The organism is Pseudoalteromonas sp. APC 3893, from assembly GCF_030408095.1.
Taxonomy (GTDB): domain Bacteria; phylum Pseudomonadota; class Gammaproteobacteria; order Enterobacterales; family Alteromonadaceae; genus Pseudoalteromonas.
On record NZ_JASDCD010000020.1, the window covers coordinates 17,077 to 30,782 of the forward strand.

Annotated in this window: 11 protein-coding genes; 4 read left to right on the forward strand and 7 right to left on the reverse strand. The window is 39.7% G+C overall.

Annotated features, from left to right (window positions below):
* Positions 1 to 237: 237 nt before the first annotated feature.
* Together QMA12_RS17680 and QMA12_RS17685 are read right to left on the reverse strand one after the other, a co-directional pair.
* Positions 238 to 1,254, reverse strand: a complete 1,017-nt coding sequence (locus tag QMA12_RS17680) for a lytic murein transglycosylase (RefSeq protein ID WP_290210935.1) — start codon at positions 1,252 to 1,254, stop codon at positions 238 to 240.
* A gap of 4 nt (positions 1,255 to 1,258) precedes the next feature.
* Positions 1,259 to 1,540, reverse strand: a complete 282-nt coding sequence (locus QMA12_RS17685; protein ID WP_087531474.1) for a YcgL domain-containing protein — start codon at positions 1,538 to 1,540, stop codon at positions 1,259 to 1,261.
* A 169-nt stretch (positions 1,541 to 1,709) separates the two neighbouring features.
* Between QMA12_RS17685 and minC the strand changes: the two genes are divergently transcribed.
* The 3 genes from minC to minE are packed head-to-tail and all read left to right on the forward strand — an operon-like array spanning position 1,710 to position 3,494.
* Positions 1,710 to 2,414, forward strand: coding sequence for a septum site-determining protein MinC (gene minC, locus QMA12_RS17690; protein WP_087531475.1), 705 nt, complete (start codon positions 1,710 to 1,712; stop codon positions 2,412 to 2,414).
* 5 nt (positions 2,415 to 2,419) lie between these two features.
* The gene (gene minD / locus QMA12_RS17695) at positions 2,420 to 3,229 is read left to right on the forward strand and encodes a septum site-determining protein MinD (protein WP_087531476.1); all 810 of its coding nucleotides are present in this window, start codon (positions 2,420 to 2,422) and stop codon (positions 3,227 to 3,229) included.
* A gap of 1 nt (position 3,230) precedes the next feature.
* Positions 3,231 to 3,494 (forward strand): cell division topological specificity factor MinE, encoded by a 264-nt coding sequence (gene minE / locus QMA12_RS17700; protein WP_087531477.1) that lies wholly within the window; start codon positions 3,231 to 3,233, stop codon positions 3,492 to 3,494.
* Between the two features lie 97 nt (positions 3,495 to 3,591).
* On the opposite strand, the gene QMA12_RS17705 is transcribed toward minE, so the two are convergent.
* A complete protein-coding gene (locus QMA12_RS17705; RefSeq protein ID WP_290210908.1) occupies positions 3,592 to 4,260 on the reverse strand; it encodes a DUF1826 domain-containing protein in 669 nt (222 codons plus the stop codon).
* Positions 4,257 to 5,459 (reverse strand): zinc metallochaperone GTPase ZigA, encoded by a 1,203-nt coding sequence (gene zigA, locus QMA12_RS17710; protein WP_087531479.1) that lies wholly within the window; start codon positions 5,457 to 5,459, stop codon positions 4,257 to 4,259. Before zigA ends, QMA12_RS17705 begins: the two co-directional genes overlap by 4 nt.
* A gap of 215 nt (positions 5,460 to 5,674) precedes the next feature.
* On the opposite strand from zigA, the gene QMA12_RS17715 reads away from it, so the two are divergent.
* On the forward strand, positions 5,675 to 6,334 hold the full coding sequence (locus QMA12_RS17715) for an NAD(P)H-dependent oxidoreductase (protein ID WP_290210909.1): 660 nt from the start codon (positions 5,675 to 5,677) through the stop codon (positions 6,332 to 6,334).
* A gap of 74 nt (positions 6,335 to 6,408) precedes the next feature.
* Here the strand turns inward: QMA12_RS17715 and QMA12_RS17720 are convergent, their stop codons facing one another.
* The 3 genes from QMA12_RS17720 to QMA12_RS17730 all read right to left on the reverse strand — a co-directional run bounded on the left by QMA12_RS17720 (position 6,409) and on the right by QMA12_RS17730 (position 13,436).
* Positions 6,409 to 7,407, reverse strand: a complete 999-nt coding sequence (locus QMA12_RS17720) for a N(4)-(beta-N-acetylglucosaminyl)-L-asparaginase (protein ID WP_290210910.1) — start codon at positions 7,405 to 7,407, stop codon at positions 6,409 to 6,411.
* A gap of 65 nt (positions 7,408 to 7,472) precedes the next feature.
* Positions 7,473 to 10,322, reverse strand: coding sequence for a discoidin domain-containing protein (locus tag QMA12_RS17725; protein WP_087531482.1), 2,850 nt, complete (start codon positions 10,320 to 10,322; stop codon positions 7,473 to 7,475).
* Between the two features lie 126 nt (positions 10,323 to 10,448).
* Complete coding sequence (locus QMA12_RS17730) at positions 10,449 to 13,436, reverse strand: TonB-dependent receptor (RefSeq protein WP_290210911.1); 2,988 nt, start codon at positions 13,434 to 13,436, stop codon at positions 10,449 to 10,451.
* Between the last annotated feature and the right edge of the window lie 270 nt (positions 13,437 to 13,706).

Sequence of the window (13,706 nt, forward strand, 5' to 3'; positions counted from 1 at the left end):
TTTTTTCGTTGGGTTTCGTTGCACTCTACCCAACCTACGAAGCCAAGTTTAACCACAAACTGAACACTGAAAGCTTTGCTGTCTTCTCTTAAGCGTAGCGTCTCATAACCTCTTTGTGAATAATTCACTTAAAGCTCTTTCACACTATTGTTTAACAAACAAAAGCGCGAGATATACTCGCGCTTTCTAAAAACACCCTAGCACCTAGTTACCTAGACCCTAGCATCTAATTATTTATTAAATCGCTGGATAACCAATGCGGTCTGATAAGTAACCTACGCTGGTGGCGAAGTAGTATGAACGGTTCCAATGCATAAGTGCTTTGTAGTTGTCATACGCAAGATACATACGCCCGCCCATGTCGTCTGGCATAACTAAAGCGGCAGTTACATCAACATTAGGTAAATCAGTGCCATCCATTTTACGCACGCCAAGGGCTTGCCAATCAGCAAGTGAACGCTCTGATTTAGCCCAGTATTCGAGCCATTGTTTGCGGGTTTTGGTGCCACGTTTAAGTACATAGTTTTTATCAAAGCCCTCTGGTAATTTAACTTGGCGACCCCATGTTAAATCATCATTCCAACCTGCTTGTTTTAAATAATTTGCAATTGAGGCGAAAGCATCAGCTTGGGTGGTCCAGATGTCTTTACGGCCGTCTTTATCGTAATCAACGGCGTAGGCATTAAATGAGGTTGGCATAAATTGCGTTTGCCCCATAGCCCCTGCCCAAGAGCCTTTGAATTTATCTAAGGTGATGTGCCCTGCTTTTAAAATATCGAGCGCGGCCCAAAGCTGGTTTTTGTACATAGTTTCACGGCGGCCGTCAAAGGCAAGAGTCACCACTGATGAAATTACGTTATGACCGCCTTGAATTTTGCCAAAGTTACTTTCAAGTCCCCATAGGGCAACAATAAAGCGTGCCTGTACACCAAACTCTTTAGCCACTTGCTCTAAAACGTCTTTATTCTCAGCGTATAATTTACGTGCGCGGTCTATTTTCCATTGTGGAACGCGTTTTGGTAAATACGTTTCAAGCGTTTCGACAACTTCTGGTTGGCTTTTGTCTGCTGAAATGACTTTTTTCTTAAACTTAGCAGTGGCAAATGCATCTTCAATCAACTGACTATCATAACCTTTTTGCGCCGCTTCTTGTTTAAGGTTGGCAACGTATTCATCGAATTTTTCTTGGGTATTGGCTAGTGCCGATGTACTAATACATACACTGCAAATAATAGCAGCCAATTTTGTTGTTATCTTTTTAGTCACTTTCAACTCCATTTTGTTTTTTGAACTCAGCAAGTAAGTTTTCCTTTGGTGGAGGAAGTTGCAAGTAAAAACCATCATCTGTTAACGCTTGCTTAACTGTATTTAAATCGGCTCCACCTAAGTGCTCACGCTTTGCTAAGTTAATAATCATTACATATTGAGGTTGACCAAACATGGTCATTAAAGGTTCCGGTACCTTACTGAAATCATCTCTTTTTTCTACAAAAAGAAAGGTATCCGCTTTTTTCTTACTTTTATATACCGCAGTGAGCATTATGACCCTATAAATTCTTGCGTAACAGTGCCGCACACTATAACATGAGAGTAATAATAAGTTAGAAAAATTAGATTAGAAATTTCACCTTATCCATATAAATTAAGGCCTTATTCAGCCTGTATTTATTTTAATTTTGTTTCTAGTCAAAAAATACAATTGAGTGTATATGTCGGACCAAATTTTTGAACTAAAGGGAAATCTTTTTACGTTATCAGTTTTACACTTGTACAGTACTGATATTAACCTTTTAGCAGAACAACTTTATATAAAAATATCACAAGCTCCTCGGTTCTTTGAAGGCGCACCCATTGTTGTTAATTTAGTTGAAGTTAAAAACGATGAAATAGATTTTGTTCATTTAAAGTCGTTGATTGAGCGCCTGAGCTTCAACCCTGTCGGTGTATGTAATGGTTCGGATGAGCAGCATAAACTTGCCAAGTCGGCAGGTCTTTCTGTATTAAACTATTCACAAGACGTTAAGAGTGAACCTGTTAAACAAGAGCCCAATACATCAATTGTAGAAAAGACAGTTCACTTACCTGCGCAAGTTATAAATGGCACGGTACGTTCTGGCCAGCAAGTTTATGCAAAAGATAGAGATCTTATAGTGCTCGGTGCAGTTAGTCACGGTGCTGAAGTTATTGCTGATGGTAATGTACATATATATGGCACTTTACGTGGGCGAGCTATTGCTGGCGCACAAGGTTTAAAAGAAGCGCATATTTTTTGCCAGAAATTAGAAGCAGAGCTTGTTTCAATTGATGGTAATTACTGGATCAGTGACTCATTACAGGGTGAACACTGGGGACAGGCCGCGCAAATACAACAAAAAAATGAATCATTAGAAATTTCAGCTTTGGTTAAAGGATAAATCTTATGGCAAAAGTAATTGTCGTTACATCTGGTAAAGGTGGTGTAGGTAAAACTACGTCAAGTGCTGCAATTGGCACAGGCTTAGCTCTTAAAGGCTATAAAACAGTTATTATCGATTTTGATATTGGCTTACGTAACCTTGATTTAATCATGGGCTGTGAGCGTCGTGTAGTTTATGACTTTGTTAATGTCATTAATGGCGAAGCAAACCTTAATCAAGCACTTATTAAAGATAAACGCGTTGAGAAGTTATTTTTACTACCGGCATCGCAAACTCGCGATAAAGATGCACTCACACGTGATGGTGTAGAGCGCGTGTTAAATGAGTTGAAAAAAGATTTTGATTATATTGTCTGTGACTCACCAGCAGGTATTGAAGCAGGTGCCATGATGGCAATGTACTTTGCAGATGAAGCAATTGTGACGACGAACCCTGAAGTTTCATCTGTACGAGATTCAGACCGTATTTTAGGTATTCTGCACAGTAAATCTAAGCGTGCGGAAGAAGGCCTTGAGAATATTAAAGAGCATCTTCTCCTCACGCGCTACAACGCAGAGCGTGTAGAAAAAGGTGAGATGCTTTCTGTTGAAGATGTTAAAGATATTTTATCAATTCCACTATTGGGTGTTATTCCAGAGTCTCAAGCCGTACTAAGTGCTTCAAATTCAGGCCAACCGGTTATTCTTGATTCTGAATCTGATGCAGGCCTTGCTTATGCTGACGCAATTGAGCGTTTGTTAGGCGAGACAGTCGATTTTCGCTTCTTAGATGTAGAGAAGAAAGGTTTATTCAAACGGATATTTGGAGGTTAATGTGTCTTTACTTGACTACTTCCGCTCAGAAAAGAAAAACACCGCATCACTGGCAAAAGAGCGATTGCAGATCATTGTTGCGCACGAGCGCTCACAACGTGGTACACCAGATTATTTACCACAACTAAAGCAAGACATTCTTGATGTGATACGCAAGTATGTAAATGTGAATACTGATGCAGTGCAAGTACAGTTTGATCAAAATGAAGATGATTTAGCCGTGCTTGAACTCAACGTTACATTACCTGATGAAGAAAAGAAGTAATTGGTAGCCACGTTATATAAAGTACTACTTTCTAATGTGGTTATAATTTACTCTAAAGGGCGCTTGATGCGCCCTTTTGCTGTTTTTGCAACTTGAACTAGATAAAATCCAACGTCAATAATACTCGCTGACTGTTTTGTCTGCCCAGTGGAGATCGGTGTACCAAGCCTGCACCTTGCGTATCTTGCCAGTTTTCTCCTTTTAATAATGCAACATCGCCTTGATTTAGGCTCTGTATACTTTTTGGGTTTTTAAATAAACCTGAGTCTTCATCTGCTTTGCCGTTATTGCCTGCACCTAACTTACTGCGGTCCACATGTTCATGCGCAAGCCACTGTGTTGCAACCCCCTGGTAAGTCGATACTAAACGGCAAGGTATTTTATCAACATGAAAACGTGGGCACATAGGTTTATCAAGCATAGTTAAACGCAAGCCTGCTCGCTTTAAACCAAACAAACAACAAAACATATCTACAATTAAAGCTATGTCTTCGCTCAAAATTGATGCAGCCTCTGAGCTACCTAAAATGTTAGTGAGCTCTGCAAATGTCTTTTCTGGTGCAACGGCTAATTCAAGCGATTTTAGTTGATTAGTATTTATAAGCTCACGTACCGCTTCAGATAGCGTGTCGGCAAGCTTTCGCTGCCATATAACTATATTGACATCGGGTTGATAAATATCAGTAAATATATTCGGACTTGTGTCTATTGCGGCACGTCGCGTGAGTGATTCTTGGGTTATGCTAGGTGTGGCGAGTAAAGTCATACACCTTCCTCCCAAATTGGAAATGGATCGTGCAAAGATGACCAGTGCTCTTTACCTTTAAGCAAAATATCATCACTGAGTAAACACGCATCAAGTGCACCTTTGATTGCATCTTGATTTAAAGATTGCCCAATAAAAACCAACTCTTGACGCATATCACCATACGGTTCTTGCCACTTATTATTGATTTCTTCCAATGACTCATCATCAGTCGGCCATTCACTTTTAGGCAAGGCTTTATAAAACATTCCTGCAAAACCATAATCGGCAATGCCACCTGCTTGATTCCACTGCCCACAAAAATCAGGCCGTGTGGCTAACCAAAAATAACCTTTTGAACGCAGCATTTTTCCATACTGTTCAGTAGTGTGTAGAAATTGATAAAACTTATTAGGGTCAAAAGGACGATGAGCAACATAATTAAAGCTGCTTATTCCATACTCTTGTGTTTCTGGGATTTGCTCACCTCGCATTTCTTTTAACCAGCCAGGTGCTTGCTGTGCCTTATCGAAATCAAATAAATTGGTATTAAGGATTTCATTTATTGCCACATTACCTGATGTGATAGGTATAATTTTGGCTTCAGTATTTAGCGTATGTAAAATTGCGGTGAGCTGAGATATTTGCTCTTTAGTAACTAGGTCTGTTTTGCTGATCAAAATAACATCAGCAAATTCCACTTGGTCAACCAGCAATTCAGTTATACTGCGCTCGTCATCTTCACCTAATGATTCACCAACATCATGCAAAAATTCAGCTTGTTCGTAATCATTTAAAAAATTAACGCCATCAACAACCGTCACCATTGTATCTAACCTTGCAACATCAGATAATGAACGACTGTTTTCATCGGCAAACGTGAATGTTTCAGCAACTGGCAGAGGCTCTGAAATACCCGTAGATTCAATAACTAAATAGTCAAACCTCCCTTCTTTGGCAAGTTTTGTTACTTCTATTAAAAGGTCTTCTCGTAACGTACAACAAATACAACCGTTACTCATCTCTACAAGTTTTTCATTGCTGTGGTTTAGTGACACTTCATTTTTAATAACAGCAGCGTCGATATTAAGATCACTCATATCATTTACGATGACAGCCACTTTTAAATTTTGCCGATTATTTAAAATATGGCTAAGAACGGTGGTTTTACCAGCACCGAGAAAGCCAGATAAAACTGTGACGGGCAGTTTTTTATTCATTTTTGAGCTCTTTAGTTAAATAATTTAGAGATGTTATATTATATCAATGAGATTTGCTAGTTCACTTATTTTTCAAAACATAAATTAGTTTAAAACGAAAGCAGCTAAAATGTTTATCCTGTATGAGGTAATTTACCGAATAAACGTTTAGACTGATTATTACTAAGCACTGAAAGCGCTTTAGAGTTTTAAAACAACGAATAGGAGTATAAAGGATGAAATTTCTTATTTTTTTGGGTACTGTTCGCGACAGCACTCCGCCAAGACCTGCAAGATTAGGTTTGCGCGTTGCGAAATCTATTCTTAGTTATTTGCAAAACACTTATTCAGATCATCAATTTGAATTAATTGATCCATTAGATTATCCATTAGAGCCTGTGTTCAAACCGCAATTCGCCTATGCCAAAGGTAAAGCTCCCGAGCCACTCAACATCCTTGCAGAAAAAATAGCCACAGCAGATGGTTATGTTATGGTGAGCCCCGAATACAACCACTCTATGAGCCCCGCTCTTGCGAATCTTTTAAATCATTTTGCCAGCTCATCATTTGCATACAAACCAAGCGCTATTGTTACCTATTCAGCAGGGCAATGGGGCGGAATGCGAGCAGCAGTTGGTATGCGTACGTTTTTAGCTGAACTTGGTTGTTTATCTGTCTCTGCAATGATCCATATCCCTAAAGCTCAGGAAGTATTTAACGAAGATGGTTCAGTGCAAGCAACTGAAGACGAAAATGCATGGATGAACTACTACAGTCGTACTTTTAATCAATTAATGTGGTGGGCGTCAGCAACTAATCACTATAAAGATGAAGTAAACCCACGTGAAATAGTGGGTGACTTTAAAACATCACCAACCCAACGAAATGCACCTTAGGCGATATATTCATACACAGTACCTGATTTAAAAAGCCGCTCTGCAGCTCACTTTTCAATACTGATTTTAGTGAGCTAAACCAAACTGCTCGCATTGATAAGCTTACTTTCATGTTCTGATTTAACTGCATAGTCAAAGCCAGGTTGAATACAATAAGAGCCATATTCACCGGCTTTATTTAGTGCTAAAAACCCGACCTGAAATTGCTTATAATCACCCAATTTACTTGCAATACGTTCAACAGCGGCCTTGCATGCGTCGGTAGGTGACATACCTTGGCGCATCATTTCAACTACAAGGTGGCAGCCTACAGTTTTCATCATTAACTCCCCCATACCTGTTGCAGTTGCAGCACCAATTTCATTGTCTACGTATAAGCCAGCGCCAATAATAGGAGAGTCGCCTACCCGCCCAGCCATTTTAAAAGCGGCACCACTGGTGGTACACGCACCAGATAAATTACCATCATAATCTAATGCTAGCATTCCTATTGTGTCGTGATTTTCAATATTGATCACAGGTGCGTATTTTGATTCCACCAGCCAATCTTGCCAGGCTTTCTCGGCTTTTGCTGTGAGTAAGTTTTCTTCTTCAAAACCATTTGCTTTGGCAAATTGTAGCGCGCCTTCACCAACCAACATAACATGCGGTGTTTTATCCATGACTAATCGGGCAACAGAAATTGGGTGTTTAATATTTTGTAAATACGCCACTGAGCCACAATTTTGATTCTCATCCATAATGCATGCATCAAGGGTGACGTGACCTTCTCTATCTGGGTAGCCACCGTATCCAACCGTCATTACATTAGGATCAGCTTCAGGTATGCGCACACCCGCCTCTACAGCATCAATCGCTTTCCCTTTTGCATTGAGTATTCGCCAAGCTTCTTGATTTGCAGCAACACCATGTTGCCATGTAGAAACAACAATCGGCTTAGTGCGTATTTTTGATTTACTTAATTTCGTTGAAAGTTGCTGAGGGTCTGCAATACTTTTGCTCGCTAAGGTTGAAGCACCCAGTGCAAGTAAAGTAGTTATGGATTGCTTTAAAAAAGTTCGTTTAGTATTCATTGGTTAACCTAGATTGGCATTAATAAAAAAGGTCAGAAATCATTCTGACCTTTGCTCTGTTAAACCTATTTATTTAGTCCAAGTAACTCAATTTCTGCTATTTGTACAAGGCCATCATTGTTTGCATTTTTACTAATATTTAAACGATAGCTCGAATAGCCAAAGCCATTAGTAAAATCAAAACTGCGGCGTTCAAAGCGTGTATCCCAGCTTTCACCGACCCATGCGGCAACTTCAATCCATGTTTCACCACCATCATTAGAGCCAAGTAGAGTGAAGTTTTCAGGGTCACGCTCTGGTGCATCATTTGCGCTCGTAATAGCAAGGCCACTAACAACTTGTTGTTGAGTAAAATCGACCTGAATCCATGCTGGATCTTCCGCTGTAGGGGCGCCTTGCCAATCATTATGGTCAAGCCATTTTGTATTAGTATCACCATCAAATGCTTTATCAGGACTTTCGCCATCACCAATACTATAACGGGCACTATAAACGGTGCCAGGTAAACGACTTAAATCTATAAACACGTAATCAGGGCCTATAGTTGCGATTTCAGCTATTTGTACCAAACCATCATTATTCGCATTTTTACTGACTGAAAGACGATAGTAGCTATAAGCTAAGGTATTACTAAACGATAGGTTTTTTTGTTCAAAACGTTCTTCAAATGTTTCACCTACCCATGATGCTAAGTTAGTCCAATCCTCTGCGTTATTAGACCCCAGGATGCTGAATGATTCAGGATCACGTTCTGGTGCGTCGCCTGCGCTTGTTATTGACAATGTATTAACGGCTTTTGCCTCTGGTAACTGAACTTGGATCCAAGCAGGGTCGTCAGCGGTTGGCGCCCCTTGCCAGTCATTATGATCAAGCCATTTAGTGTTAATGTCATTATCAAATGCCTGCGCAGCACTTTCACTATCACTTATACTAAAACGTGCACTATAACTAACTCCATCGGCTTTACTATGATCTAATCCTGGTTGCTCTGGACCAATTAAGTCTATGTTAGCGATTTGCAACAAGCCGTCATTATTCTTGTTTTTACTAATTTCTAATCGGTAGCTTGAAAAAGCCAATTGATTTTGTAATGAAAATGCTCTTGTTTGTCCTCGCTCCTCAAAGGTCTCTCCTACCCAACTTGCAAGCTTTTGCCATGTTGTTCCACCATCATTTGATGCGAGTAAAGAAAAGTTTTCAGGATCACGTTCAGGTGCATCATTTGCACTTGTTATAGCTAATGTGTCGACCGCAACAGCAGTGTCAAAGTCCATTTGGATCCAAGATGGTTCAGCTTCTGTCGGAGCTCCGAGCCAATCGTTATGATCGAGCCATTTTGTTGATGGGTCGTTATCAAATGCTTTATCTTGGTTTTCTGCATCACCAATACTATTTCTAGCTGTTGCTACACCGTTGACTATATTTGTATGATCAACACTGTTAAACACCGGTCCAACCATCTGAATATCAGTTAACTGAACCAAGCCATCATTATTTTTGTTTTTTGTAATATTAATACGATAACTTTTATATTTTTGACCGTTACTAAAGCTAAACTCTTGGCGCATAAGCCGCTCGTCAAATGATACACCGACAAAGCTTGCAAGGCTTGCCCATGTTTCTCCGCCATCATTTGAGCCTAAGATTGTGAAGTTTTCCGGATCTCGCTCAGGTGCATCATTAGCACTGGTAATAAAAAGACTATTCACTGCATGAGCATTAGTAAAATCAACCTGTATCCATGAAGGCGACTCTTGTGAAGGTGCCCCCAACCAATCGTTATGGTCTAGCCACTTTGTTTCTATGTTAGAATCAAATGCTTTTGCGGCATCCTCTGCATCACTTATAGCATTTCTTGCTGTATATACAGCACCAACTAAATTCTCCTGTGTTGTTACTTCTTGTAATGGGCCTGTCGATACAGGTGCATCAAATAAAGATAGTTTTAAGTCGACAATAGTATCAGCACTCAACCCTAGCTCTTCAGTTAAAGGGTGCATGGTGATTGCATCAAATGTTACTTGGCGTACAGCTTCCAGAGCAACGGTGTCTTCTAAAAGTGACGCGGTAATGTTCTGCTGCGCATCTTCCATCACCGATTGAAGGGTTTGAGTTTCACTAAACTGGGCAAATGCTGCGTTCAATAATGATAATTTAATTGTCATTTCATCAACATATTGGGTTGCACAAACTTGCTCACCTGACTCATCCTCTTCGCAGGTTTCACCTTGGATAAAGTTTTCAAGTTTATCAGCACCAACCACTGGTGTTGTAAATACATTACTGTTAGTTACCTGCATACCGAGTACCCGAAGTAATAAATCAGATACTTGGCTTTGTGCTAACTCCATTAACTCTGTGGTTGATACATTTTTCCCTTCTATAATTTGTTGCTCTAATAATTGCGTTGCCAATGTTGTCAGTGCATTTGCCTGTAAAGTAACATCTTCAACCCCATTGTTAGCATTGCCATAATCAACAGCTAATTGGCCCAAAGTGGTAAATGTATTACCTGCTAAGGCACCTGCCTGCGTTAACTGGGCAAAGTCTGTATCACCACATTGCAAGGCATCGCAAAGCATTGTTGAATCATCGTTTGTAACAACATTTATTTTTAGCGTTGTATTTATACCAAATCCGGGGGCGGAAGCTAATTCAATAAAAAATTTACCTTCATTATCTGTAAACTGAGCACCACTAATCGTAAGCTCAGTGCCATTTAATGTACTCACCGTAATGTCAGCATTAGCTATAGCACCTTTTATTACTGAGCCAGCGATTTCAGCATAGGTAACATCCGGTGTTACCGGTACATTTTCTTTTTGAGGATCATTACTGCCTCCTCCGCAACCACTTAATACTCCTACAGTAAGCATCCCAGTGCCTACAAGCTTTAATAATTTTAATTTATTCATGATAGTGCCTTAAATGTTCAGGTGTCGATTACACACTAGCCCGCCCAGTCATTATTTTATTTATCAGGGGTAAGTTATTTATTTACTTAATATTAGTGTGTTAAAACGTACTTATTAATATGGATATTAAAAACGATAAGTCATGCCAGCGTAGTATCTTCGCCCGCTATAACTACTACTTCGAAGGCGATTTTCACTATCGTCACCATAATATGTCCGTGACTCTTCTTTTGTTAAGTTAATAACTGAAACAGAAAGAACAAGGTTTTCCATAAGGTTATATGACGCATTTAAATCAACTTGTTGGTAAGGTTCTTGTGAGACAGTTAAGCCATCAGCTAGCCCTAACGCCATCTTTCCTCGACGGTTATAAGAAGCTCGAATACTGTAATCATGATTTTCAAAGTAGGCAGAGAAATTAAATTGATCATCAGCACTTCCAACTAAAGCAGACTCACCAACTTTTTCTCCGTCGACACTTACATCCGCCTGATTTGTATCATTTAGCGTGTAATTCGCATTGATCCCGAATCCATTTTCAAATGAATGTTGTGCGAAGATTTCAACGCCCTGAGAAGTAGCATTAGTGCCATTAGCCGTAGTCGTAAACGGAGTTACTGTAATATTGCCAGCAGGCACAATTTCTTCATCTGTGAATGGGTTTGTAAAACCTTCGAATGGTCGTTCTGAGGTAATTATCAACGGTACTATAAAGTTATCTACATCCTTTTTAAATAAGGCAACCCCAACCGCTGAGCCAATACCATAGTAATATTCAGCTGATAAATCTAATTGCACAGACTCAAATGGTTCAAGTGCTTTGTTACCACCCGACCCACTCCAGCCTTGGTCAACAGGGTTGCCCCTGAACTCAAGGCGGTCATCAGCCCATTCTTGTGAGATAAATGTTAGTTGCTCAGGTGCACCTAAATCATTAAAAGGAGCACGTGACATTGTTTTGGCAGCCGCAGCTCTAACTACCAATGAGTCGCTTGCTTCCCAAACTAAGTTTAAACTCGGTAAGAATCGGTCATCTTTTACGGTTCGTAATGTCGTTGTTTCAACATCGACCAAACGTTCATCACCTAAAATATCTTCACCAGTAACATCATCAATATCATCTAAGAAGTAATTTATTTTATCTGATGACATAATTTGGGTTTCTGTCTCAACGTACCTCACACCAAAATTACCGCGAAAGTCGCCAAAAGAAAAATCGGCTTGTAGGTATGCTGCAGTGATTTCTTCTTCTATATCAAATACAAAATCAGGCTCACGTCGTGTGTATTTGACATATTCGTTAGTAACAATGTCGCGATATTGCTGCCAGTTAATACTCGGCATGGTATTAACTTCAAAACCTCCGGCAATATTTTTTTCTGACTCCTGATTTAATACATCTTCTAAATTTGGCATACCGCCTATCCATTGATAGGCCACTTCATCAATTGCACCTTGACTAAATGGATCTAAATCACCACTGGCTATACGGTCAGCTCCATCTTGTGTAATGAAGAATGTATTATTTGTTTCACGATGAAGTGTGGCTTTGCGATGCTTAACACCCACTCGAATTGTATCGAGAATGCCATACGCAATATGGTATTCTAAATCTAATTGACCATAATCTTCTTTTAAATCACTGACAATAAAGCTTGAACCTGTAGAGCCTGGATCTGGATCTCCGGCAATACCTGCATGTAAATTACTCAATAAAGCAGGATCTGCATATAATGAAACACGATCCCCTAAACGCCAACCGGCAAACGAGGCTGCATTTTCATTTACCCCTGAGTCACTTCTACTTGCTGGCTGACCACTTTTGTAAGCTGCGCTAAACGACTCTGACGGCCCACCACTGGCCTCTGTACGCCCAAACTTTCCTCTTAAGTCAAACACATCTCCTGCATATTCAAACGCAAAATCATACGTATCAGAGGTGTCTTTTTCTTTTGTATAACTGCCAATAATCCACGGGAATTCTAAGTTTCCTTCACTACCGCTTGCACCACTGGTAAAATCCATACCCGTGACAATTGTGCCAGTTTCATCAAGTATTACGTCTGTTAAATAATCCGGGCTGTATTTCCACTCAGGTATCATTAATTGTGAAGTCGTTCTGTCTTGCCCTAATTCAAAATGGAAATGATTAAAAGTAAGTTCTAAATTATCTGTAGGACGCCATTGTATCGTTGCTTGGACTCCCACACGTTCACGTTTTTCTTCTGTGATCCCAACACCCGCGACTTGTGGAGCCCACACACCATCATAGCTATTTCCGTAAGCATCTTCTAATGCACTAAAGCGTCTTGTACTGTCAGTAATTTCATTACCATTAGTATCAGTTGCAGGCAAGTCACTACTTGTAGCCCAACGCCAGCCACCACCTGTTGACATATCACCACTTAATGTTCTATTTGTTCGCTCTTGATTTGTATAACCCAACAGAAAACCAAAGTCTTCATCTTCATTCTTCCAAGAATAAACACCACTAAAATTAGGTTCGTATTCTTTTGTCACATCTGCGTAGGTATACTCAACATTGAATGCGCCTGAATTTGCCTCCATGTCTAATGGGGTTCTACTATTAAGGATGACAGTACCACCCACTCCACCTTCATCTAGACGCGCTTCTGAAGATTTAAAAACTTCAACGGATTTAACCATTGTTGACGGCAGTAAAGAGTAGCTGAACGAACGTGAAGGTGAACCAGGTGACGATGCTATAAAATTACCATTAAGCTGAGTGAGGGTTAAATCTGATGAAAGTCCACGAATACTAACATTTTCACCTTCTCCACCACTACGAGATATCACGACACCAGGCACACGCTGTAATGAGTCAGCAACATTTTTATCTGGAAACTTACCAATATCCTCAGCTGTTATGGCATCTACAATAGAGTTTGATAACCGCTTAATCGCTAAATTTTCTGCCATAGATGAACGAATACCACGTACTTCTATCACTTCAAATTCATCACTTTGTTCTTTTTCTTGTTCTTCTTGTGCGATAACAATATTAGAGCTTGCAAGTATAGCTAGTAGCAAAGTTGATTTTTTAAATCGCCGTGAGAGACTCGTTAACTGTCGAGTTTCAGTATTATTGCTCATGTCTATCTCCAGTAAATTGTGTGTTCTTATGTTGTGTGAGTTGTAATCTAATTAACTTTTATACATAGCAGTATGGTTAAGGTGTGCTTTAAGTTAATTTGTTGTTAAACAACATACCCAGAATAGGGTTCTACAAAAAAAAGTGCTAATAAAAATTCGGTCACCAATAGGACAAAATCGGCGTTCACTTTATAAAAGGGTCCAATTAAATAAATATTAGTTTATAGTTTTGAGGCTAAAAAATAACTTTTAGCAGTACAAAACAATAAA